Raw genomic sequence first — 23393 nt, 5'->3', positions numbered from 1 at the left:
GAACAAACTACCTGAAGAAAGGCCTCCGCCGTGTAAACGTCTCGAGACGCGTTTCGACGAAAGGACGGGTGGGCCTATCCAAACAGCGGAACAAGTAGTAGATCAAAGACCGATGTGAAGCCCTCAAGGCTTCGGGCAGGCTCTTCGCCGACGGCACTTCCCCCAAGTGTGCCTCCTCTGTCGTTCCCAGGAAGGAGGGCTCCGTGTATCGCTCTGCGCTCATTGAGGGCGTGGCGCCATCACTGGCTCGCGCTGCGTCTCTTGAGTCGCCCTTCGGCCTGGTTTCCCGTTCCACCGAGCTGCCCCAGGCGGCCGGAGAGCCGGTCTTCGCGATCTGGACCGGTCTTCTGGGTGATCCATCTGAGGCGCTGAGGTCACAGCGCAGCTGGAATCACCGTGCCGAGGCGGGCAACTTCGACGGGGCCGGCGGGGCCATCGATGCCGATCGCGCCAGACACATCGCGATCGTGGAGACGATGGAACGCTACTCCAGCTGCTCATGGACGGAGGAGGAGCTGGTGTGGGACACCCCCGCCGGTCTCGGCGAAGCCGCGATCGGACCGGAACGCTGGCCGGCGTGCTCGGCCACGGAGCTGGCGGACCCCGACTGCGGGCTCATCGCTTCGGACCCCCGCGTCCCGATGCGCTGGGTGCGCGGCTGGTCCCTGACCCGCGGCCGGGAGGTCTTCGTCCCAGCCGTCCTGACTTATCTCAACTTCCCGGTACGCACCCCCTCCGAGCAGTTCGTCAACCCCATCTCCACCGGTACCGCCGCGCACTCCGACCTGCGCGAGGCGGTGCTGGGCGGCCTGCTCGAGGTTATTGAGCGCGACTCCATCGCCCTGACCTGGTTGCAGCGCCTGCGCCTGCCGGCGGTCGCGGTCAACCCCGACGCGCTGGGCGAGACGGCCGCCGAGTACCACCGGGTCGGCACCTCCACCGAGCTGGAGACCCATCTGTTCGACGCCACCACTGACTACGGCGTCCCCACCCTCTACGCCGTCCAGACCTCCCAGGTCGACCCCGAGCTGGCCCAGGTGGTTGCCGCCACCTGCGACGTCGACCCGCAGCGGGCACTGGCCAAGATCCACCGCGAGCTCGCCTCCCTGCGCATCGCCCTGCGCAGCCACGCCCGCGGCCCGCGCGCTCAAGAGATCAAGGGCCAGGACCTCACCGTGGTCGGCGGCGCCCTGGCCGACGCCGACCTGTCCATGCGCCACGTCTTCGACTTCCTCCTCGAGGGCGAGCGCCCCGTCCACGCCCTGGACGAGATCGGCACCCTGGGGGCGCCCTCGACTGGTGCCGACCCGCTCGAACAGGTCGTCGCCAACCTGGAGAGGGCCGGCGCCGAGGCGATCGTCGTCGACATCACCACTGATGAGGCCCGCCAGGTCGGCATGCACGTCATCAAGGCCCTCATCCCCGAGGCCATGCCCCTGTCCTTTAGCCACCACGCCCGCTACCTGGCCACGCCTCGCCTCTACGAGGCCCCCCGGGCCATGGGCCTGACCGTCCACGACGAGGCGGGGATCAATCCCGTCCGCCAACCCTTCGCCTGAGTCCTGTCCCCGATGTCAACAGCGTCCCCGACGCCTCCGTCCAACTCTCAGGAGCCCCGACCCGCCATGAGTACGACGACGCCCCCACCGGCCGCGCGGCCGGCACCGCAGGCCCCCTCGGGGCCGGTGACGGCCTACCTGCCCCAGGGTGGGTTCGCACGAGCCGTCGTGCGGCGGCTCGCCGGGCCGGACGACGTCGTCGTGCCGGTCGACCACGGGCTGGTCAGCACCTTCGTCCCCTACGCCGACCGCGCCGTCCTCGTGGCCGACCCCGACCAGACCGGCCTGCGCGAGGACCTCGACGCCCTGTCCTTCACCAGGGGCATGCCCTCCCTCGGCCTGGAACTCTTCCCCACTGAGCTGCGCTGCGGACCGCTCGTGGTCCCCGGCCGCAGCGCCTGCTACCGCTGCTACGACCGGCGCCGACGCCAGCACGGCTACCGCCCGCTACCCCCGGAGGTGAGTGCCGAGCTCGGCCCGCTGGAGCAGGGATACGCCTACCACCACGTGCTCCTGGGCGCCGGGCTCATCTCGCTGGCCCTCCAGACCCTCGACCGCCGGGAGGAGACCCCGCTCGGCGCCGACGACGTCGAGGACGTCAAGGACGGCACCACGGATACCGGGGATCTCCCGGAGATCGGCGGCCGGGTGTGGACCATCGACCTCATCTCGGGCCTCACCTCCTGTTCGCGGACCGTGGCCGTGGACCGCTGCGAGATCTGCTCGGGCCGCTACGAGGGCCGGCGCGATGGTCTGCCCGCGCTCGCCGCCCTCCTGCCCGAACGCCGAGGGGAGGTGGCCTGAGATGGCCGGGGACACCACAGGCTCTGTCATGCGCGCCGGCGACGTCGGCCGCGCCGCCCGCCGCGACCTGCAGTTCCGCATCCCCCGCAAGCCCGTGGTCCGGCTCGGCCTGCGCGCCCGGCCCGACGAGGGCGGCTGGATCGTCGACGGCGCCCGTAAGAGCCAGGTCCTGGGCGGAGCCTTCGCCCGCGAGCACATGGGCCCCCTGCTCGAGGCCTGCGACGGAACCCGCACCCTCGATGAGATCGGCGAGGCCACCGGTATCGGCCCCCAGGCCGCTTTCGAGGCCGTCTCCCTGCTGTGGACCGGCGGCATCGTCGAGGAGGGCGACACCGAGCCCGCTCCCGGTGAGCCGGCCCCCGAGCTGGCCAGGCTCCTCTCGCGCCTGGGCGACTCCACCGGCGTCAACGACTCCTGGCAGGACGCCGCCCGTCGCCTGGCAGCCGCCCGGGTTGCCGTCGTCGGGGACGCCGAGCTGGCCGGCGAGATGGTCGCCGCCCTGGAGCCCACGCTGCCCGATGTGCGACTCGACGGCGCACCCCGCCAGGGGGACACGCTCGTCGTCCTCATCGAGACGATCGACTTCTCCGACCGCTCCGAGGAGGTGGCGCGCCGCTGCCGCCAGGACGGCATTCCGCTGCTGCGGGTGCGCGCCGAACATGAGGCGGTCACGATCGGCCCCTACGTCGACGAGAGCTTCTCTCCCTGTCTTGCCTGCGCGAGTGCCGACGAGCCCGAGCTCGGCCCCCGCCCCGACGCCGCCCGCCGCGATATCGTCATTGGCCTGGCCGCCCGGGCCGTGGCCGCGCTCATCGCCCGCGCCACCGTCACCCACCTGCCCGGGGACGCCCGGCGCACCGACCTGGCCACCTTCACCTACTCCGATCGACCGGTCGTCTCGCGCCCCGGCTGCCCGGTCTGCTCCGTGGCGGGGCAGGGCGAGACCCTGGTGCCGGTGGCGCCCTCGGCCCCCGTGGGCGCCCGCTACGAGCAGTCCGTGGTGATCCCGCCCGCGGCCTTCGTGGACTCCAAGGGCCACCAACAGCACTACAAGCCCTCCAACCTGCGCCTCCAGCGCGAGTTCCGCGACTGGCCGGTCTGCCCGCGCACACAGTTGCCGCCCGCCGACCTGGGGCGCCTGGATCAGCCCTGGCCCGTCGTGCATCCGATCGGAGGCGGCGATGCCGATGCCGCCGTCCGCCCCACCCTGAGTGAACTCGCCACGATTCTGGCGCTGTCGGTCGGCGTGCGCGAGCCCCTCGGCACCGGGTCCACGGATCCGGGCGCGGCCGACGCCGCACAGACCCCGCTGAGCGCCAAGCTGCGCCGCTGGACGGCCGCCGGCGGCAATATCGGCTCGGTGACCGCCTACGTCCTCGTCCCCGAGAGCGGGGAGGCGGGTGAAGTCGGTGGGGAGCAGCTGGCCCCGGGAACCTACGTCTACATCGAGCGCGACCACGCCCTGGCCCTCATCGGGCCCGCCCCCTCGGTCTCGGAGACGGATGTCGTGCCCGACGGCGTCGGCGTGAGAATCGTCCTGACCGGCAACGTGGACAAGGTGGCTCGCAAGTACTTCTCCTTCGCCCTGCGAATCGCGGTCCAGGACTGCGGCTGCTCCTTCGAGGTGATCCGGCTCGTCGCCGACGCCCTGGGAGTGCCCCTGCGGGCTCGGGCCCGTTGGGACGAGCAGCGGATCGCCCGGGCGCTGGGCACCGACCCGGCCCGCGAGCCGGCCTGCATCGTCGTCGACCTGGGAGGCAGCCGTGCGCACTGACTTCGAAACGCTGCGCGAGCTCGTCAACGGCTTCTCATCCGGATCGGGAAGCCTCCCGGGCGAGCCGACCTCCGACGGCCTGGCCGCGCGCCGTCCGCGCCCGCCGCTGGCCTGCCGGGAACCGGACGCGCTCGTGCCCGGCCCCCAGACGGCTTACCCGCACGACCTGCATCAGACCTTCGAGCGCCGCTCGTCGTCCACCAGCTACGGCACCGAGCCGCTGGAGGCCGAACCCCTCCTGGCCATGGTCCGTGACGCCCTGGCCGACGATGCGCGCACCTGGGACGAGGACGCGGCGGCCTGCCCCCTGGAGCCCTTCGTCCTCCTTCTGCGCCCGCGCGGAGCAGAACCCGGCATCTACCGGGTCCGGCTCGACGGCGTCGACCTCATCCGCCCCCTGCCGGAGGCCGAGGCGATTGAGGGCATGACGGTGCAGAAGGAATTCGCCCGCGCCGGCGCCATCGTCTCGGTGGCCGCCAACCTCGATGAGGCGGACACCTGGGGCGGAGCGGTCGGCTACCGCTTCACCATGAGCCGCAGTGCGGCCCTCATCTACTCGGTCCACCTGCGCGCCGTCGCCCGAGGACTGGTGGGGACTGTCTTCGCCGGTTTCGCCACCTCAGCGGTGCGCCATCTGCTGGACTCCGACGGCGTCAGCCGCCACCAGATGTTCGCCGTCACCGTGGCCAGTCCAGTGGCCGAGCCCGAGACGAGTCCGACGGCCGGTTAGCCCCGATCATCACCTGCGTGCGCCGACGGCCCGCCGGTGGCGAGACCGACCCAGAACTACATACCGCGTCAGAGAGTTCCACAGACCACCCCGTTCGCGGGGTTTGGGGCCCGGTCCCGGCAGACCGGACCCCCGGGGCCCGATCGGGCCCCGCTCCTGCCCACATGACATCTGAGAGAAGGAGGTGAACAGCATATGACGAACAGCGCGATCGATCTCACCCTCGCCGACAGTGACTTCGGCGTCGAGGAGCTCCCCGAGGGCAACGCCCTGGGTTGCGCCTTCAGCCACGCCAGCGCGTCCTGCCCGGCCTGCGCCGCCTCGGCCTCGTGCCCGGCCAGCGCGGCCTCGGCCTCGTGCCCGGCCTGCGCCGCCAGCGCGTCGACGACGTCCTGCTGACGACCCCACAGTGGCGGGCAGGAGACCGGGGTCTCCTGCCCGCCACAGCGGTACCCGGTACATCGCGAACCGACCTGAGGGAGCCATGAGCCCACGATGAGCACGGTGATGAGTACGGCGACGAGCCCGCCGATGAGCCCTGGGAGCACCCCGACGAATCCGATCCCGCGCCTGCGCCGCGGCGTGAGTCTCATCGTCGGGATGGACAACCAGCCGATGCTGTTCGACTCCGACTCGGGCAAGTACCACCGGCTCGGTGCGGCCGCCGCCTTCATCGTCAACCAGTTCGACGGGGTGCGCTCCCTGCCGACTATCATCGAGGAGCTGCCCCAGGACATCGACGAAGCAGGCGCCAAACGCATCACGAGCCTGGTCGACAACCTGCGCGACAAAAGCCTCCTGGCGGGCAGTGAGCCCGCTCCCGCCGTCTCAGCGGCCCCGACGCGCACCAGGCGCACCCGTGGGCGGCACACCGCCCAGCCCCGTCAGGCCCGCCACCTCAAGGTTGAAAAGCCCCGCCGCAGCGGGGGCTGGTGGCTGCCCCGCATCATCATTGCCCGCAAGTACCACCGGATCGTCGCCCCCGTTGTCACCCTGCTTCAGCACCTGCCGGCCCGCGCGCTCAGCTGGGTCTTCCTGGCCCTGGCCGCCTGCGGCTACACGGCCGGAGCCATGGCGCTGAGCTCCCTGGCCGGGGGCCCCCGCCCGAGTGTCTTCGTCTTCATCACGGCGGTGGCGATCCAGCTGGTGAGCATCCTGCTGCACGAGTCCTGGCACGCCATCGTCGCCGGCTACCTGGGCACGCCGATTCGCGGGCTCGGGGTGGCGCTCATGTTCTGGGTCATCCCGATTGCTTACGTCGACCGCACCGACTCCTACCGGGTGCGATCCCGGCGCGGGCTGACCATGCTGGCCCTGGCCGGCATCTTCTCCGACGGCGTCGTCTGCGGTCTGGAGGCAGCCGTCGCCTGGGCCTCCACGGGGATGGTGCGCCAGGTGGCCCTGACCCTGTGTGCCTTCCAGCTCACGATGCTCATCACCAACCTCAACCCCCTCACCCAGTCCGACGGGGTCGCCGCGGTCGAGGCGGCCACTGGTTCGGTCAACCTGCGCGGGCGTTCCATGTTCGTTCTGCGCTGCACTCTCACGCGCCAGCCCCTGCCGCCGGCCCTGGCCGGGATGCGGCCCGCGGTGCGCTGGGGCTATTTCATCTACGGGCTTCTGTGCAGTCTTCTCGGTCTCCTGGCCTTCACGATGAGCGTTGTATGGATAGGCTACTGGCTGTACGTCCTCGTGAAAGGTTTCCTCCTATGACGCAGCCGGTTCTTTCCCGTACCGGTGCCTCCCCATCCCGACAGCCACAGCCGCACTCCACATCCGCCGTGACCCCCGGGGAGCCCGTCCTATCCGCTCCGTCTTCCGCCGTACCAGCTCCGGTACCGGTACCGGCGCCGGAACCTCCGGCTTTGGCCCAGCCCGCCGTGGCCCTGCCGACCCTCGTGCGCCTGGGCGGGCTCCCCGTGCGGGCTGTCCCCGAGACCACCGCTGCCGTCACCGGTAACCTGGAGTACCTGCGCCGGCTCGACGAGGTGCTCGACGGCGCCGCGAACCAGCTGCTCGACCCGCTCTACGAGCTCATCCCCACCCTGGCCAAGACCGAGCGCCGCCTGGTCCTGCGCGCCAAGCGCCGAGTCTTCCAGGGGCGGGCCACCGGCCTGTCCGAGGAGGTCCTGGCTGCCCTACCCACTGAGCTCCGCGCGCTGCTGGAGCGCTGGGATGCCCTGGTGGCCCGCAAGGAGGAGACCCGTGGGCGTCTGGCCGTCCTCGTCGACGTCGACCTCGATCGCAGCCGCGAGCTGCTGGCGGCCGGTCTCGATGAGCCCGGTTACCAGGAGGCCCTGGCGATCGCCGCTCCTGCGCTCATCTCCACCTTGGCCTCCCGCGGTCGTAGGCTCGAGGATCCCCGCGTCTTGCGCACTCTCTACACCCTGGCCACCCGGGCCGCCCTCAAGACCAGCCCCTTCTCGGGACTGACCACCGTCAACGAGGCGGGCCAGCCCGCTGCCGGGCGCAGCCACCGCATGGTGGCGACCCACCTGGCCTACCGCATTCTGAGCGCCACCGCCCAGGATCTGGCGTCTGACGGCGCCCTCTACCTCGAGCCCGCCCCCGTGCGCCGGGCCTTCAGCGCCGGCTCCGGCGGGGGAGCGGCCAATGCATACGGGCAGCACCCGCCCGCCGAACCGGAGGCGGAGACGCTGACCGTCATCGGCGAGCACGAGTACGGCAACGGCATGGTCTTCCGCCAGGAGACCGTCCAGCCCGCCCGCTGGCTCCAGGGGACCCACGACGCCCTGACCGGCGGCGGCATGCACGCCGTGCTCAGTGTGCGCGATGCCTGCGAGCGCGTGGGCGGGGCCGACCCCCGCCTGCGCCTGGAGCGGCTGCTGGCCTCGGGCGCCGTCGTGCCGCGGGTGCCCTGGTACCGAGGGGAGAACCCCTTCCCGCTGCTGGCCGCCACGCTCTCACCGGACCAGCAGCGCCAGTGGGGCGAGGACCTGGCCTGGTTGGCCCGGCTCGACGAGGCCATTGGCGCCGCCGACGGGCCCACCCGGGCCGAGCTCCTCAACCGCACGGTGCGGCTGGCCGAGCGCGTCTTCCCCGACGGCGAGCTCGGCGAGCGCCCCAGCGGCTTCCTCTACGAGGACCGCGAGGCCGTCCGCAGCTGGACTGATCCCCTCGACGACGCCCCCTTCGCCCAGGACGTGCAGGTCCTCGGCGAGCTCGCCGACCCCTGGGTGGCCCGCTCCCACATCTACGACCTCATGGTGACCCGGTTCGTCTCACTGTTCGGAAGCGGTGGGGTGTGCAAGGACCCGCTGGCCTTCTTCATGACCCTCGCCCACGCCCCCGACGGCGACGAGGAGATGCTGCGCGCCGCCGGGCTCGACTACGCCGCCGGTCCCGATACGGAGCGCGCCGCCCTGCCCGGTGGGCTCTCCGGCTCCCCGAGGCACCTGGGTGCCTTCCTCCAGCCCGTGGCCCCCAGCGTCCGGACCTATGCCGCCGGCGGAGGACTGACCGTCGTCAACGCCTTCACCAACGCCAACGGCTCGCTCCAGGCCCGCTTCCACCGGCTCCTGGGCTCCAGCTTCCGGGAGCGCCTGGCCACGCGGATCCGCACCGCCTGGGGCACCGAGCGGGTCCTGGAGATCCAGGCCAGCACCGAGTGCAACACCGGCCAGGCCGTCTCCTGCGGGCTTCTGCCGCCGCTGGGCCTACCCGGTGAGCCGGGCGCGCCGGACATGGTCCCCCTCAGCTCCCTGCGGCTCGTCCACGACCCAGCCACGAATACCCTGTTCCTGGCCGACGACGCCGGCCCCGTGGGGCTGGCCTACCTGGGTCTGACCCCCCAGTACCTCCTAGGCGGCTACCTGTCCTGGCTGGTGCTGCTGAGCGATCCGTGGTCCCGGCTGCCCCCGTTCGCGGACCACTGGACCAGCCGGCGTCGTGACCTGAACGGTCCTCTTCCCGACGAGGTCATGCACTCCGAGCGGGCCGTGGCCGGCCGCCTGGTGACACGGCGCGAGTCCTGGACCTTCCCGGCCGCCCAGATCGCCCCGCTCATGGACCGCGACCTGACCACGACCCTGCTGCACATGGACGACCTGCGCAAGCAGTGGGGGATTCCGGTGGAGGTCTTCGTCCACCAGCACATGCCCTCCCAGGGAGCCACCTTCGACCAGCACAAGCCCCGCTACGTGGACCTGAGCTCGCCGGTCTCGCTGCTGGCGCTGCGAGGGTGGATCGATCCCGACGCCGCACACATCAGCTTCGTCGAGGCCCTTCCGGCCCGAGGCGAGGCCCTGGGACTCACGCAGGACGGCGAGCCGACCGTGGCCGAGTACCTGGTGGGGCTGCAGTGGCCCAAGGACCTGGGAGGAATGGCATGAGCACGCGCGACGAAGCCCAGTCCAGCAGACGCGACCAGCGCAACCAGCCCAGCCGACTCACCCGCTCCCGGCGCCTGCGCTGGCTCGGCGGGCGCTCGCGGGCGGGAGAGCCGGGCGAGCCCTCGGTCCAGGGCGGCCAAGCAGACGCATCTCCGCAGGTTGGGGCCTCGATCCCGGGGATCCAGCCCCTGGAGATGGCGGCCGCCGACTTCGGCAGCCTGCGCGCCCAGCACAGTTCGGTGCGCCAGCGGGGATCGGCACTGGTCAACCAGGTCGAGGACGTCGGCTGGCTGTACGCGCGAATCTACTGCGCCGGCGGGGACGACACCGACGCCCTGCTGCCCGAGATCGCCCAGTGGCTGGCTCGGGCCCGCGGACAGTGGGACATTCGCTCAGCGCACTTCCTGCGCTTCGTCGACCTGCGCGGGCACCACATCCGACTGCGGCTCAAGGCCGTTCAGGGCGTCCTGGATGACGCCTATGCGAGCATGCGCGAGCTGGGCGCCGTCGCCCGGCGAGCCGAGGCACGCACGGTCGAGCGCCTGGTCTCCGACCCGATGACCGGGGGAATCGGCGCCAGCCGGCCCGGGATCGCCTTCGGCGTCTACGGCCCCGAATACGACAAGTACGGGGGCGTGGCCGGGGTCGAGGAGGCCGAACGCCACTTCTACCTATCCAGCCGGTGGTGCCTGGATCACCAGATCTGGCAGATTCCCCGACCGGTGCCGCGGGCGGCCCTGGCGGCGCGCTTCCTGGCGCTGGCGGCCCGCAGCGCGCCGCTGCCCGAGGCCGAGCTGTTGTCCGCGCACCTGCGGATGTGGGGCTCTCGCCTGCCCGCGCATCTGCGTGACGGCAGTGCCCTGGGGCCGATCGTTCAACAGCTGCTGGAGGTCATCGAGTTCCAGTTCGACGAGATTCCGTCCTGGAGCAAGGCGGCCGGGGCCCTCGGCGAGCTGGCCGACGACGCCGGGCGGGCCATCGGGGCCATGGGCGCGGGGACCGACGGACGCCGGGCCCTGGATCTGCTGCACATCGACGTCAACCGGCTCGGTCTCAACCCGGCCGAGGAGTGCATCGCCGGGCTGTGCGCCCGCCAGCTTCTGTCCGGGGGCGCCGCGCCCCCGGCCCAGCCCTCAGCCGCTGCCGGGTAACCACGAGCGTCGCTCTGCCTCTGAAGCGCCAAGGTGTTCATAGAGTGTCCATGAAGGGCTCTGGAGTGTATATGAGGTGTTCATGAAGGGGCTGTCGTCGGGCAGGTGGGCGACGAGCTCGGCGGGCGAGCCCATCAGGCGCGGTGGTACGTGGTGGTGGTGTCACCCCGACGGCCGTCCTTCTGAACGAATCCGGCCTCCTCGAGATGTTTGAGCGCGTACGTCACCTGGCGTGGGGACAGGCGTGTGGCCTCGACGATCTGTTGGCGCGTGCGCGGCCCGGCCTCAAGACTGGTCCAGACGGCGGGCGCATTGGTGGTCAGGGCGGAGATCTCTGCGGGAACAGTGATGTCTGTGGCGCCGGAAGCCGGCCGGGCGCCGTCGGAGGCCAGGACGTAGGAGGTGGAGCCGCGTTGTCCCCGGGCCTCGGCGTAGCCCCGGTTCACCAGCTCCTGGAGCTGACGACGGGCCTGCTGGGAGTCGCAGCCGAAGCGATAGCGATAGGAGGAGTTCGTCCATGACTTTCCGTGCCGCATCTCGACCAGTGCGTGGCGTTGCTCGACGCCGAGGCCGTGGGCTTCAAGATCGGACAGCCAGGTGAGATCCTCGAGTGAGAGGAGGGCGCTTCGGGGGAGCAGAGCAGTGAAGCGCACGCCGGTGTCCTGAAAGCGAACGGGCTCCATGTCCGCCTCTAGCAGGGCGCGCCGGACCTCCCGAATACCGGAGCCCAAGCCTTCGATCACGCGCCGTCCCTCGTAGTCCGTGGCGAAGGTGCAGATGGTGTAGAGGTGCTCGTTGACCGCAGACTTCCCGTCGCGTGTACCGAGCTGATCCACGCTCAGCCCCCACAGACCACCTGGGCTGGAGATGGTGAGGCGGTCGTGCAGCAGACGAATCTCAATCCCTTTCGAGAGCGCGGGCTCGGAGAGGTCTCGGTGGACGAGAGCGTTGGCGATGAGCTCACGAACCGCGATGAGTGGGAACTCATGATCATCGCGACCATGTCCGTCATCCCCGAATCGGATGCGTGTCTGTGTGGTGCGTGCGACCCAGTCGACGGCGTCGGTGAGCATCTGCGGCAGGGGGCCGGCGATCGTGAGTCGATCCGTTGCCCTGACTGCGTCGTTCGCGTCGGTGACGGCGGCTGTGATGGACAGGCCGGGGAACTGCCTCTGCGGATAACGGCCCAGCGCGTACAGCCCTGCCCGGGTCGCCTCTCCGTCCTCGGTGAGGATGTTCAAGTTGAGGAGGACCTCCGTATCCGACTGGCCGCTGAGCGCGGTGGAGCCGGTGCGAACCGCTCGGAGAAAGCGCTGAACCAGAGCCTTGTCGAGGCTGTCCACGGAGGTGCCGGGAACGGCAACGGAGTCCTGCCGGGGACGTTGGTGGCGCAGAAGGAGCTGCTGCTCCTCCTGCTGCGACATGCGGTAGTCGCCGTCGTACTGGCGGAGGTACGCCGCCCCCGTCTCCTTCCACCGGCATGGCTTGCTGTTGACGGGAGCTTCCTGAACGTTGGCGGCGATGACGGTCTTGCCTTCAATGGCGATGGCGTGCGTATCGACAGCGATCTCGGTGGAGAAGCCCTGACGGGCCTGTGAGATGAGGGTCTGCTGGAGCTTGTGCGGGTCCTGGACTCCGACGACGGAAACCGGGTCCTCGCTGACGCCTAGGAGGATGGTGCCGCCTCCAGGAAGATTCGCGAAGGCCGACAGTGTGGGACCGAGGGCGCTGCGGGAGTACTCGGAGAACGTCTTCGCCTCGATCTCAAGGCAGTCGCCGCCCTCCAGCGCCAAACGCGCGAGGGCTTCCGTGAGGTCAGTCAGATCGACAATCACGTGTCGATTGTACATGAAATGTCGATGAAGGGCTCCAGAGTGTGCATAAAGTGTCTATGAGGTGTCGATGAAGGGTTCGTAAGTGTCCATGAGTGATCATGAGTGTCGATGAAGGACGTCATGTGTCCATGAAGGGGATGCCGGCCGGCGGCTCCGGGGCCGTCGACCGGACGGCTGACGGCCCCTCAGTCGTCCAGGTGGGCGACGAGCTTGGCGGCCAGGCCCGTGTAGGTGGCGGGCGTCAGGGCGAGCAGTCGCGCCTCGACGTCGTCGGGCATGCCGAGCCCGGAGATGAACTCGCGCATCCCCTCGGGCGTGACCTTCTTGCCACGGGTGAGCTCCTTGAGGCGCTCGTAGGGGTCGGCCATGCCGGTGGCCCCGGCGACGGCGGCCGCCCGCATGGCCTGCTGGACGGGCTCGCCGAGCACCTCCCAGGTCGCCTCCAGGTCCTCCTCCAGGCGAGCGCGGTCGACGTCGAGCCCGGCCAAGCCCCGACGGATGTTGTCCACGGCCAGCAGCGAGTGCCCCAGGGCCACCCCCACGTTGCGCTGCGTGGTGGAGTCGGTGAGATCGCGCTGGAGGCGGGAGGTGACGAGCGTGGTGGCCAGCGTGTCCAGCAGCGAGCAGGAGATCTCCAGGTTGGCCTCCCCGTTCTCGAAGCGGATCGGGTTGACCTTGTGCGGCATGGTCGATGAGCCGGTGGAGCCCTGCGCGCTCAGGCGCTGGTGGAAGTAGCCCAGCGAGATGTAGGTCCACACGTCGGTGGCCAGGTTGTGGGCGATCCGGTTGAAGCGGGCGACGTCGGAGTAGAGCTCGGCCTGCCAGTCGTGGGACTCTATCTGAGTGGTCAGCGGGTTCCAGGTCAGCCCCAGGTGCTCGACGAAGCCGCGGCCCACCGCCTGCCAATCGGCGCCCGGAACGGAGACGACGTGCGCGCCGAAAGTGCCGGTGGCGCCGTTAATCTTGCCCAGGTACTCGGTGGCCTCGACACGGCGCACCTGACGGCGCAGGCGATGTGCCAGGACCGCCAGCTCCTTGCCGAGCGTGGTGGGGGTGGCCGGCTGGCCGTGCGTGCGCGCCAGCATGGCGGCGTCGGCGTACTCGTGGGCCATGGCGGCCAGGTCCTCGACCAGGCCGCGGGCGGCCGGCAGCCACACCTGCTCGATGGCGGCGCGGATGGTCAGGGCGTAGGAGAGGTTGTTGATGTCCTCGCTGGTGCAGAAGATGTGGACGATCTCGCCGACCGTGGGCAGCACGGTGGGGCCGCCGTCGGCGCCGACGACGCTGGGGGACTGTGCGGCCGCGGCCAGACGCCGCTTGAGCAGGTACTCGACGGCCTTGACGTCGTGGCGGGTCTCTGCCTCGATGGCGCCGAGCTCGGCGATCTCTTCGGCCCCGAAGTCCTCGACGACGCCGCGCAGGTAGGCCCTCTCCGATTCGCTCAGACGGGGGGCGCCGGGCAGGATGCCGCCGTCGGTGAGGTGGATGAGCCACTCGACCTCGACCTGCAGGCGGGCCCGGTTGAGGGCGGCTTCGGAGAGGTGGTTGACCAATGGGGCCGCGACGGCGCGGTAGCGGCCGTCCAGGGGGCCCAGGGCAATGGCGGGGGAGACGGTGGAGAGATCGACCATGCCACTTATTGTGGCAGGCTGTTGCCGATCTCTGCGAGGGGAGCCTCCGGGGTGGTCACGAAGACGGTCTGCGGGGCGGGCTTGCGCTGGCGGCGGGCGTACTGGCTGATGATGACGTAGAGCAGAACACCGGCCGCCGGCAGGTTGACGGCGGCAGCGGCGTCGTGGTTGTAGAAGCCGTAGCCGAGCAGGGCGATCGCCAGCCCGAGGCCGATGACGCTCAGAGCGAGGACCGAGGGACCCGGGATGGGCTGGGCCGGCTCGGCCCGCTGAACGTGCTGGGCCTGAAGGAGAATGAGACTGACCGTCAACAGACTCAGGGGCGTCAGGAGGGAGGTTTCCCAGCCGAAGAGACCGCCGCCGACGGTGAGAACCAGGACGGTCGTGGCGAGAGTGAAGACGACTGGAGGGAGGAGTCGCATGGTAGTGACCTCGTAGGGGCGGAGATGATGGGGAGCGGTAAAACCAGGCAAGATCCTGCCGGATTCTTATGGTACTTTCAATAATTCACCCATCGTCGTTGATGGGGAGTACTGCCCGGTTGCCGTCAACCTGCACGGCAGGTCGGTCCTGTATCCCTAAAATTAGCTCTGGCCAGCGAAAATGCAATGGCTCTGTGATGCCATAGGTGCTGTGCCACTCAGAGATCACGAGCCCTCGGAGGGAGCGCGGATGTCGACGAGACCGACGGTCAGACGGCTGGTGGGGGAAGACCTTGCCAGTGAGCAAATGCTGGCGCTTATGCGCGAGGCCGCGGGACTGCCCGTCGTCGAGCTGCGCAGGATCATTGCTGAGGAGCTAGCACTCATGGAGGTCGTGGGCACGGGTCTGCAGGGTGCGCCCACGTCGGTAGCTGCCTACGTGTCTCGACCCGATGGCGTCGTGCTGGAGTACATCGCCGTGGCTCCGGAGTTGCGTGGCGGCGGGGTTGGGCGGGTGCTCGTCGATGCCCTGGCTGGCGGGGCTGAGCCGGTCGTCGCCGAGACCGACGACGACGCTGTCGGCTTCTACCGGGCGCTCGACTTCGATATCGGTCCTGCGCCGTCGGACTCGCGCTGGCCGGGGCGCCGCCGCTACCGATGCGTGAGGCGGCCCCTCCCCCGAACGGCACGTGCCGAGAACTGCGATTCCTGACGACGACGTACTTCTCCCGCAGATGACTGCGGTCCGTCCCCAGTCATCTGCGGGAAGACGCAGTCCTCGCGGCGGAAGTACGTTCTCGATCGACCTCGTCGAGGAGTCTGTTGGCCGGGGCCGGCGGGTGATAGGGCCTATCGAGGTGAAGGCTTGCTTGCGGCGACCTCACGGGGCCGCCGGTCCCTCAGGCTGCGCACCAGGACGTAACCCAGCAGAACCAGTGCGGGCAGGATGAGGAGCGCGACGACGTCGGACCGGTAGAGGCCGCGCGCGAGAACGAGCCCGGAGAGGACGAGTCCGGCGATCCCCAGCAACCGGATTCCCGACGGCGACAGGTTGCGTTCGCCCGGATCTGAGGTCTGGGCTTGCAGCAGAACCAGGCCGAGCAGGAGCATGCACAGCGATGTATTCAGGCTGCTGAACTGCCACCCGAGAAACAGGTTCCCGATCGAGGTGACCAGGACGGTCAGGGCAAGGACAAGAATGGCGGGCTTGATGAGTCGCATGTCGAGCACCTCGGTGAACAGATCGCGACGATGAACGGCTCCAGGATAAGTCCGCTCCTCGCCCAGTGCCGCCTCGGGTCAGGTCTCCGCGGCCACGCCCATGGCGCGGCCGCGGATCCAGTAGGCCTGGTGCTGGATGCTGCGCCGACTCATGCCGGAGGCGACCAGGTGGCGCCGCACCGCCTTGGTGGCGCTGCTCTCCAACGCGATCCAGATCCAGTCGAGCGAGATATCCCCGGTGTCCTCCCACAGGGCGTGGTCGACGGCGGCCAGCAGCCTGTCCTCGGACACCTCGGGGTCCAGACGGACGAAGTCATGGTCGCGCTCGGCCCTGGGCAGGTAGCCAACCTCGGGCGCCAGCATGATGACCGTGGCCAGGCTGCCCGTCGGGGCGGCGTTCACGGCGTCGGCGAGTGCCGGCGCGGAGGCTCGGTCGCCCACGAAGAGCAGTCGATCACCGTGGGACGGCGGGCGGTAGCTGGTGCCGCCCATGACCTGAACGGCGATCGTGGCGCCCGGTTTCACGCGGCTCGACCACAGCGACGCAGGCCCTGCCGGCTCATGGTGCAGGAACAGCATCCTGGCGCTGGCCCGGGTCCGGTCGATGCGGGTGAGTGTATAGGCGCGCTGGTACTCGCGGTCGCCCTGAGGAATCCACATGCGTACCCAGGCGGTGGGCGGCAGCTTGGGGCCGGCGGCGCCCAGAAGGCTCGGGCACTGGACGGTCAGCTCCGTGTAGGGCGGGAGGTCGCGCACTCCGGTGACCGTGAGCTTGTGCTCCGGTACGCGCAGTGCCTTGAGCACCGTGCCCTGGAATCCACGTCCTCCACGTGCCATCCGCGCGTTCTCCTCCCGATGCTGTGTTTTTCGATTCCCGAGTTCAGGGGAACCTTAACTGGTGGACAGGCCAGTTCGCTTGAGGCCGCCCGCCCGGAGACGGGCAGAAAACGTCGGGAAAACGCTAGAAGAACGACGACGGCGACCGGCTGATCCAGAGGACTGGGGGCCGTCGGCTGCTTTGACCCTTTGGGCTCGGCACTCCTGCCGGTTTCCCAGTCGTCCCAGGGGTTCTCCACCCGCCGGCGCCGCGCGGCGCCGGAGATCAGGTCGACGCCGGCCAGGCACATGGTGCGGGTGAGCGCCCCGACCCGGTGGAACTCCCTGTTCTTGTCCCGGTACTGCCGTACGAACTCGCTGAGTGGGGCGCCCGGGCGGATGCGCAGTGTTTGGTGGACCCTCTCCAGCTTCAGGGCCGCCACGTGCAGGGGCGCAGACCTCGCCCGGTCACTGGATGAGTGCCAGGGTGAGCCTACCGGCCGAGCCGGCGCCGGTAGGCTCGCGCCATGACGCAGTCCCACCAGCACCCTCAATGCGCCGGCGCACAGGCCTGCGGACCGCAGACCGATACTCCCAAGCCCGACGACGACAACCGGGCCTCTCGCTGGGAGGAGCGCTACGCCTCGGTCGAGCAGCTCTGGTCGGGGTGTCCCAACGACTGGTTGCCCGAGCTCGCCGCTAACTGGTCGCCCGGGAGCGCCCTGGAGATCGGCTGCGGCGAGGGCGCGGACGTCCTGTGGCTGGCCGAGCGTGGCTGGCGGGTGACCGGGTTGGATCTGTCCGCCACGGCCATCGGGCGCCTGACCCGACATGCCGAGCGCCTCGGAGTCGCTTCGCGCGTGACCGGCCGGGTGCACGACGTCGGAGCCGGCCTGCCGGAGGGGCCATTCGACCTGGTGACGAGCTTCTACGTTCACGGCGGGCCCGAGGAGGGCTCCCTCGACCTCGTGGCCCTCCTGTCCCACGCCGCCGCTCGCGTCGCCCCCGGCGGGCACCTGCTCACGGCCGTCCACGCCGTCAACCCGCCCTGGCACACCCACCACGCCCGGACCTATACGGCCGATGAGCTCCTTGAGGGCCTGGCCGGGGCGACGACCGGTTGGGAGATCGTCGTCGCCGAGGAGCGCAGGCGACAGGCGACGGGACCCGACGGCCAGGAGGGCAGCCGGGCCGACGCCGTCGTGTGCCTGCGCAGGCCGGAAGCCCCGGCATCCTGAAGGAAAGCGAGAACCGGCCCGGGAAAGTGCTGGAAATATTCGGCCGACGGTCAGAGTGTGGTGCAGTCAACGTGAATATGGCGGGATAGCGCCTATTTCTCAGCATGTTCATAGGAGTTTTCGGGGGGTCCGCTCAGGATCGGTGGGTTACATAGTTACTGCCGCCGGACGGAACCGGTCACGAGGGTTGGGGAGCCCGCTGACTGACAGGTATCCGAGTTTGGAACGGGTCTTAGGGAGCCCGGACTGGACGTTCTGGCGAAGGAGGTTCCGCCTCCCCGGCCTTATGGGAAGCCGGGTAGCAGGAGGACCTCGCGAGGCTTGGGCCCGCGGTCCGGAGAACCGGACCGCGGGCCGAGTCCTTTATCGAGCAGAACTGAGCAGATGCGCGCGTCCCGGCCTGGGGCAGGCCGGCGAGTTTCTCGGCGTCCTGTTCGCGCTTGATTTCCGGGGGGCCACAGGCGCCAATCAGCAGGGCTGATCCACAGGGCCGCCCACGGCCACTGCGGCCGTCCCGAGGGCGCTCTAACGTCGAGTCATGTCATTCTCGTTGTATCTTTCCAAGACGGACTACGACACCGCAGTCACTCGGTTTCCCGCCTCGGTCCCCGCCAGCTGGGTGGGCGCGGACTCGACCGCCTGTCAACTGGCGCTCGACGACGCCTCCGGGCTCCTGAGCGCGCTGGCGAGCCGCTATGACACGGCGTTCTCCGACGTCGGTGTCATCGACGCCCGCAGCTCATCGAGTGGAACGAGCCCGTCATGAGCCCGCTATCCACGAGAAGCTCCGACAACCCCTACCCGGCATGGGCGCAGGACTCTCATGCAACGCAGGCGCCCAAGTCCGAGTCGGCCCCAGCCCCGCCCGCAGCTCCCACTGCCCCATACAACGGACCTGCACCGGAGGATACGGGGCATCCATGGCACATATGGAAGGGGCCGGCCCCGCTGGTGGTGAATGGTGGGAGCGTCTCGGTCAATACAGCTGATCTGGACACGTTGTCCGCCGATCTGAACTCCGCCGCCGGCTCACTCGATGACGCCAGATCCTGGATCGATTGCGCGATTTCCGACGTCAATTCAGCACCTCTTCCCCCGGGAACGAAGATATACGGCTCCTATGACCTGCAGCCCCATGGCAATGAGGTGTGGCACGACGACGGAATGCAGTGCGTCGCCGGAGAGCGGCTTCCACGATCGATGTACTCCGACCAACTCTACGAAACAGATGAAACGGGGGCCGTGCACTTCAACGCGCTGTCCTACTCCGAGGCCGTGGCCCTCGACCAGGAGCGCAATACCGCCATCAGTTCGCTGAACGCCCTGAATACCGGAGCCGGGTCGCTCCAGGACGTCGCCGACACCCTGCGCGGCATCGCCTCCGATGTCACCGCCTGTTCTCAGGCCCACACACTCGCCGACGGAGGCGCCACCCCCGACTCCGACCTCGTGGGGCCCGTGGACATCCGAGCCTTCGACGGAGGCCTGGTCCACCAGGCACTGGGGATCACCTTCGCCACCATGTTCCCCGATGCCGTCGGCCTATCGGTGCTGCTTCTGGCTCCCAACAGCCCGGTATACCCGCTGCTGAAGGACAATGAGGGAGGACAGGCGGTCTTCGAGGCCTTTCAGCTCCTGGCCTTGGACCCGGCCACCGCCCAGTGGGTCAAGGACGATGCCGCGCGGCTCGTCCTGCTGACGCTCTGGCTCCAGAAGGCCCGCACCGGCCGGGAGTCAGCCACGATCGAGGCCTACCTCAAGCAGGTCTCCGAGCGCCTCGACCCCTGGGTGATGCAGCGCCTCCCCGCCCAGGTGACCGTGGGGACGCAGACCGTGGACACCAAGAGCCTCACACCCATGCAGCGCGTCACCAAGTACCTGGGGCTGAACGCGGCGATGCTGGGCTCTACGGTCTATGGACGCCAGACCGGCATCACGGTCACCCCGATGGGCGGCAGCGGAGCCACCGTGCTTCCGCCCGCCACCAAGGATCCCCTGGGGCTGGGCAGCCCGGTCCAGGCCGGAATGACCGGCAAGGGCAAGGAGTCCAAGCCCCCGCGGAACATCTCCGAGACGATCCTCCACTGCCAGGAGCTGCAGGCCTCCAGGGGATCCCTGGGGGAGGGCTACGAGGAGGCGGGCGTCATCTCCATCCAGCGGGTCGAGCACGCCGACGGCCGCGTTTCCTGGGTCGTCTACGTCCCCGGCACCACCGACTGGACCAATGGCGACGGCGAGCCGCAGGACCTGCTCACCAACCTCGAGGGCGTGGGCGGCACCCCCACGGTCATGGAGAGCGCCGTCGTCACCGCCATGCGCCAGGCCGGCATCCAGTCGGGCGACGAGGTCGCCCTCTATGGCCACTCGCAGGGCGGGATCACCGTCTCCAATATCGCGGCCGACCCGGAGATCCAGAGCCGGTACAACATCACCACGGTCCTCACCGCCGGGGCCCCCACCGCGGGAGCCGACATCCCCGAGGAGGTCCACGCCCTGCACCTGGAGAACACCGGCGACGCCGTCCCGGGCCTCGATGCCGCCCCCACGCCGACCGGCCCCCACCGCCAGGTCGCCATGATCGACACCCACCAGATGGATGTGGACGGCTACCCACACGCCTCCAGCGTCTACGCGCAGACCACCGAGGGCCTGGAGGATAGGGCCCCTGAGCTGGCCGACTGGAGCACCTCCTTCTCCCGCGTCTCGGGCGCCGGCGAGCAAGGGGCGACCACCACCGAGCACGTCTTCGCGATCCAGCGCAACACCGACTCCAACGGGGTCTACACCGACGGCGCCGACCACCCGGGAAAGACGCCGTCGTCGGCCTCCTCCTACGAACTGCCGACGCCGTCGGCCGAACCGACGGGAGAGCACTGAAACCGAGGGAGAACGACCAGACGAGCCCGGGGCGAGGCACCGTGCGGGAGGAGAGGAGGCGGGCGGGCTTGAGGCCTCGGAGGCCGCGAACGGCCTCAGTCCTCGCGGCTCACGAGCATCGCGGCGATGATCGAGGAGATCACCGAGATGATGATCGAGCCGATGATCGCCGAACCGAAGGTGGAGACCTCCAGCCCCAGTGGCACCGAGCCGCCTGCGCCCAATGCCCCGATATGGTCGGTCAGCCAGCCGGTCAGCGAGAGCATCGCGCCGTTGACCACCAGGGAGAACAGCCCGAAGGTGACGATGTAGAGGGGAAACGTCAGAAACTTCGCCACGGGTTTGACCAGCGAGTTCACCAGGGCCAGCACCAGCCCCAGGATCGCCAGGTTCAGCCACATCTGAGCGGTACCCACCCCCTCGGGCACACTCAGCCCGGACAGGAGGCGCGTGGCCAGCCACAGGCCGGCTGCATTTCCGATAGTTCGTGCCACGATCTCCATAGGCCCATTGTGCCAAGTGAGCCTGCACCGGTGCCAAGATGGGGCTATGACTTCCGCAGCGACTCCAGCGCCCGGCGAAACATCGACGACGGTTCGCATCCGCCCCGACGTCGCCGCCCTGCCCGCCTACGTGCCCGGGGCCCGTCCCGATGCCGAGGGCCCGGTGGAGATCGCCAAGCTCTCCTCCAATGAGCTGCCCTTCCCGCCTCAGGACGCGGTTGTCGAGGCCATCACCCGCGCCGCGACCGGAGCCAACCGCTACCCGGAGATGACGGGCGAGTCGCTGACGCAGGCGCTGGCCCGCCGGTGGGGCGTCGAAAGCGAGCAGGTCGTCGTCGGCAACGGGTCGGTCGCCCTCATCCAGCATTTGCTCGACGCCGTCTGCCGGCCCGGCGACGAGGTCGTCATCCCCTGGCGCTCCTTCGAGGCCTACCCGATCTGCGTCGCCGTCGCCGGAGCCAGGGCCGTGCGCATCCCGCTGACCCCCGACGCGCGCCACGACGTGCCCGCCATGCTGGCTGCCGTCACTCCCCGCACCCGCGTGGTCATGGCCTGCACCCCCAACAACCCCACCGGGACGATCCTGACCGCCTGCGAGCTGGCCGAGCTCGTGGCCGGGGTGCCGCGCGATGTCGTCGTCCTCATCGACGAGGCCTACCTCGACTTCGTCACCGACCCCGAGGCGGGAGACGCCCTCACCCTGCTGGCCGGGGCCCCCAACCTCGTGGTTTCGCGGACCTTCTCCAAGGCCCACGCCCTGGCCGGGATGCGGGTGGGCTACCTCGTGTGCGAGCCGGGCCTGGCCGCCGCCATCCGTTCCGTGGCCACGCCCTTCGGGGTCAACCTTCCCGCGCAGGCGGCTGCCGCAGCCGCGTTGGGGGAGGCTGAGCTGGCCCGCACCGCCGAGCGCTCGGCCACCATCGCCGCCGAGCGCGACAGGGTGGTGGCCGCCCTGCGCGCCCAGGGCTGGGAGGTGCCCGACGCCCAGGGCAACTTCTTCTGGCTGGGTGTGGGCGACGAGACGACGGCGTTGGCCGAGCACTTCCGCGCCGCCGGCATCCTTGTGCGCCCCTTCGACGGTGAGGGCGTGCGGATCTCGATCGGGACGACGTCGGACAACGAGAGGGTTCTGGCCGCTGCGGCCTCCTGGCTCGACCGCTGAGGACCGCTGCGCAGGTGTCGGGGCGCCGTCGGACTTAGACCGAGTTGTCAGACCAGTTGTCAGACCGAGATGGTCACCAGGAAGACGAGGCACATGACGACCTCGACGATGCCCATGGTGCCCGGGTGCAGCGGACGGTGGCGCCTGCGCACCAGGCTCCACTGCCACAGCGGCATGACCAGCGAGCGCACGGTCAGCACCACCCACAAGACGGCGTGTCCCCACGGCAGCATTCCCGATGACGCCAGCCAGATCGTCGCCACCGCCACCGCCGAGTGCGCCGCCACCGTGCCCGCCAGCAGCACGTAGTTGAAGCGCTCGCGGATCATCGACTTGATGTAGGGCACAGTGCCGCAGAAGTAAGCGGCGGTCAGTGCTGTCACCAGCCACATCCATGACCAGCCCGTCAGTGCGCCGTTGGGGGAGGCTCCCGGCAAGGGGGCGCTCGGCGTCCCCAGCCCCAAGAACCCGCCGTCCCCGCGCACCGCCAGGCTGTAGGTGACGGCCGCCATGAGGGAGGCGGCCGCCGTCGTCGACAATCCCGAGATCAGCGAGCGCTCGTGGCCGCGCCACACCTGGTGCAGTGCGATGGCGAACAGGGGAAGCAGCGGCACCGCCCACTGGATGAGGTAGGGCGCCACGAGCAGGGTGATGAGGGCCAGGGAGGCCGTCCAGCCGGTGTAGACCAGGAGCGGCAGCATAATGAGGGCGCGCTTGCGGGCCGAGCGGGTGCGCAGCCACTGCGACCAGCACCAGTAGGTGAGGTAGCCGCCCCACCACGCCGGCAGGAACAGGAGGTTCACCCAACTGAAGCCACCTACGGTCCAGCCGACGATCGGAGGCAGCACGAGCATCGACCAGGCCCCGTGCTGGTTGGGGACCCAGGCCTTACGGCCGGGCTGGCGGCGGATCTGCTCCTGGGTTGGGGGCTTGGGGCGCTCGGTCTGCCGGGGCTTGCCAGTGGCCAGCATGATGTCGTCCTGAGGGCCGGGCCGGGACTGCTGGGAGGGGGCGCGGCGCGGCGCGGCGGTGCCCTTCGACGCCGGGGAGGCGGCGCCGTCGGGCGAGCCGGTCGGAGCGAATGTGGAGCCCTCCGCGGAATCGACGAGTTCTGGCGAGGCAGAGGACACGGGTGACTCGGGGAAGGACCCTGCGTGGCTGGCGGACGCAGGGGAGCGCTCGACGTGATGCTTGGACGGCCTCGACGGGCGGGACTGGCTCACACCCGTCACCCTAGTCGTTCGCCCTCGCGTGCGGCCGGGGACGCTCTGCACGGGCGAAAGCGTCACGCCGTCCTCACGCGGCCGGGGCAAGATTC

20 protein-coding genes are annotated in these 23393 nt (G+C 69.8%); 13 read left to right on the top strand and 7 right to left on the bottom strand.

The annotated features are described in order from the left end of the window. Nucleotides 1–203 precede the first annotated feature (203 nt). The 8 genes from FK256_RS13200 to FK256_RS13165 all read left to right on the top strand — a co-directional run bounded on the left by FK256_RS13200 (nt 204) and on the right by FK256_RS13165 (nt 10370). Complete coding sequence (locus FK256_RS13200) at nt 204–1559, top strand: YcaO-like family protein (protein WP_141425062.1); 1356 nt, start codon at nt 204–206, stop codon at nt 1557–1559. Between the two features lie 66 nt (nt 1560–1625). Next, nucleotides 1626–2363, top strand: a complete 738-nt coding sequence (locus FK256_RS13195; RefSeq protein ID WP_141425061.1) for a cyclodehydratase — start codon at nt 1626–1628, stop codon at nt 2361–2363. A gap of 1 nt (nt 2364) precedes the next feature. Continuing rightward, nucleotides 2365–4137: a TOMM precursor leader peptide-binding protein gene (locus FK256_RS13190; RefSeq protein ID WP_141425060.1), complete on the top strand. Its 1773-nt coding sequence runs from the start codon at nt 2365–2367 to the stop codon at nt 4135–4137. Continuing rightward, nucleotides 4127–4867, top strand: a complete 741-nt coding sequence (locus FK256_RS13185) for a nitroreductase family protein (protein ID WP_141425059.1) — start codon at nt 4127–4129, stop codon at nt 4865–4867. The genes FK256_RS13190 and FK256_RS13185 overlap by 11 nt, the downstream gene beginning before the upstream one ends. A 195-nt stretch (nt 4868–5062) precedes the next feature. Then, nucleotides 5063–5266 (top strand): thiocillin family RiPP, encoded by a 204-nt coding sequence (locus tag FK256_RS13180; RefSeq protein WP_141425058.1) that lies wholly within the window; start codon nt 5063–5065, stop codon nt 5264–5266. Nucleotides 5267–5362: 96 nt separating this feature from the next. Then, entirely contained in the window at nt 5363–6580 is a 1218-nt protein-coding gene (locus FK256_RS13175; RefSeq protein ID WP_141425057.1) for a PqqD family protein, read from the top strand. Further along, complete coding sequence (locus tag FK256_RS13170; protein WP_141425056.1) at nt 6577–9219, top strand: lantibiotic dehydratase; 2643 nt, start codon at nt 6577–6579, stop codon at nt 9217–9219. The genes FK256_RS13175 and FK256_RS13170 overlap by 4 nt, the downstream gene beginning before the upstream one ends. Then, the gene (locus tag FK256_RS13165) at nt 9216–10370 is read left to right on the top strand and encodes a thiopeptide-type bacteriocin biosynthesis protein (protein WP_141425055.1); all 1155 of its coding nucleotides are present in this window, start codon (nt 9216–9218) and stop codon (nt 10368–10370) included. Before FK256_RS13170 ends, FK256_RS13165 begins: the two co-directional genes overlap by 4 nt. 134 nt (nt 10371–10504) lie before the next feature. On the opposite strand, the gene FK256_RS13160 is transcribed toward FK256_RS13165, so the two are convergent. The 3 genes from FK256_RS13160 to FK256_RS13150 all read right to left on the bottom strand — a co-directional run bounded on the left by FK256_RS13160 (nt 10505) and on the right by FK256_RS13150 (nt 14258). Beyond that, nucleotides 10505–12205, bottom strand: a complete 1701-nt coding sequence (locus FK256_RS13160) for an RNA-binding domain-containing protein (RefSeq protein WP_141425054.1) — start codon at nt 12203–12205, stop codon at nt 10505–10507. A gap of 185 nt (nt 12206–12390) precedes the next feature. After that, nucleotides 12391–13836 (bottom strand): adenylosuccinate lyase, encoded by a 1446-nt coding sequence (gene purB / locus FK256_RS13155; RefSeq protein WP_141425053.1) that lies wholly within the window; start codon nt 13834–13836, stop codon nt 12391–12393. A 5-nt stretch (nt 13837–13841) separates the two neighbouring features. Then, the gene (locus FK256_RS13150; protein ID WP_141425052.1) at nt 13842–14258 is read right to left on the bottom strand and encodes a hypothetical protein; all 417 of its coding nucleotides are present in this window, start codon (nt 14256–14258) and stop codon (nt 13842–13844) included. A gap of 250 nt (nt 14259–14508) precedes the next feature. Between FK256_RS13150 and FK256_RS13145 the strand changes: the two genes are divergently transcribed. Continuing rightward, on the top strand, nt 14509–14970 hold the full coding sequence (locus FK256_RS13145) for a GNAT family N-acetyltransferase (protein ID WP_141425051.1): 462 nt from the start codon (nt 14509–14511) through the stop codon (nt 14968–14970). A gap of 137 nt (nt 14971–15107) precedes the next feature. Here the strand turns inward: FK256_RS13145 and FK256_RS13135 are convergent, their stop codons facing one another. Both FK256_RS13135 and FK256_RS13130 read right to left on the bottom strand, forming a co-directional pair. Continuing rightward, nucleotides 15108–15479: a hypothetical protein gene (locus FK256_RS13135; protein ID WP_075408047.1), complete on the bottom strand. Its 372-nt coding sequence runs from the start codon at nt 15477–15479 to the stop codon at nt 15108–15110. A 78-nt stretch (nt 15480–15557) separates the two neighbouring features. Beyond that, nucleotides 15558–16316 carry a siderophore-interacting protein gene (locus FK256_RS13130; protein WP_021605593.1) on the bottom strand — a complete coding sequence of 253 codons (759 nt, stop codon included), beginning with the start codon at nt 16314–16316 and terminating at the stop codon, nt 15558–15560. Between the two features lie 506 nt (nt 16317–16822). Here FK256_RS13130 and FK256_RS13125 point away from each other — a divergent pair. The 3 genes from FK256_RS13125 to FK256_RS13115 all read left to right on the top strand — a co-directional run bounded on the left by FK256_RS13125 (nt 16823) and on the right by FK256_RS13115 (nt 20410). Continuing rightward, nucleotides 16823–17533, top strand: coding sequence for a class I SAM-dependent methyltransferase (locus FK256_RS13125; protein WP_141425049.1), 711 nt, complete (start codon nt 16823–16825; stop codon nt 17531–17533). Nucleotides 17534–18071: 538 nt separating this feature from the next. Further along, nucleotides 18072–18299, top strand: a complete 228-nt coding sequence (locus FK256_RS13120) for a hypothetical protein (RefSeq protein WP_009234580.1) — start codon at nt 18072–18074, stop codon at nt 18297–18299. Beyond that, on the top strand, nt 18296–20410 hold the full coding sequence (locus FK256_RS13115) for a hypothetical protein (protein ID WP_141425048.1): 2115 nt from the start codon (nt 18296–18298) through the stop codon (nt 20408–20410). Before FK256_RS13120 ends, FK256_RS13115 begins: the two co-directional genes overlap by 4 nt. 95 nt (nt 20411–20505) lie before the next feature. Here the strand turns inward: FK256_RS13115 and FK256_RS13110 are convergent, their stop codons facing one another. Further along, nucleotides 20506–20913 (bottom strand): phage holin family protein, encoded by a 408-nt coding sequence (locus FK256_RS13110; RefSeq protein ID WP_009234578.1) that lies wholly within the window; start codon nt 20911–20913, stop codon nt 20506–20508. A gap of 46 nt (nt 20914–20959) precedes the next feature. Between FK256_RS13110 and hisC the strand changes: the two genes are divergently transcribed. Then, nucleotides 20960–22075, top strand: a complete 1116-nt coding sequence (hisC, locus tag FK256_RS13105; protein WP_141425047.1) for a histidinol-phosphate transaminase — start codon at nt 20960–20962, stop codon at nt 22073–22075. A 59-nt stretch (nt 22076–22134) separates the two neighbouring features. Here the strand turns inward: hisC and FK256_RS13100 are convergent, their stop codons facing one another. Then, nucleotides 22135–23298, bottom strand: coding sequence for a YwiC-like family protein (locus FK256_RS13100; protein WP_211343582.1), 1164 nt, complete (start codon nt 23296–23298; stop codon nt 22135–22137). Nucleotides 23299–23393: the final 95 nt, after the last annotated feature.

It is taken from the genome of Actinomyces johnsonii, assembly GCF_006546835.1.
Classification (GTDB): Bacteria; Actinomycetota; Actinomycetes; order Actinomycetales; family Actinomycetaceae; genus Actinomyces; species Actinomyces johnsonii.
Note: the sequence above shows the minus strand (reverse complement) of the source record. Positions and strands in the feature narration are given on the sequence as shown.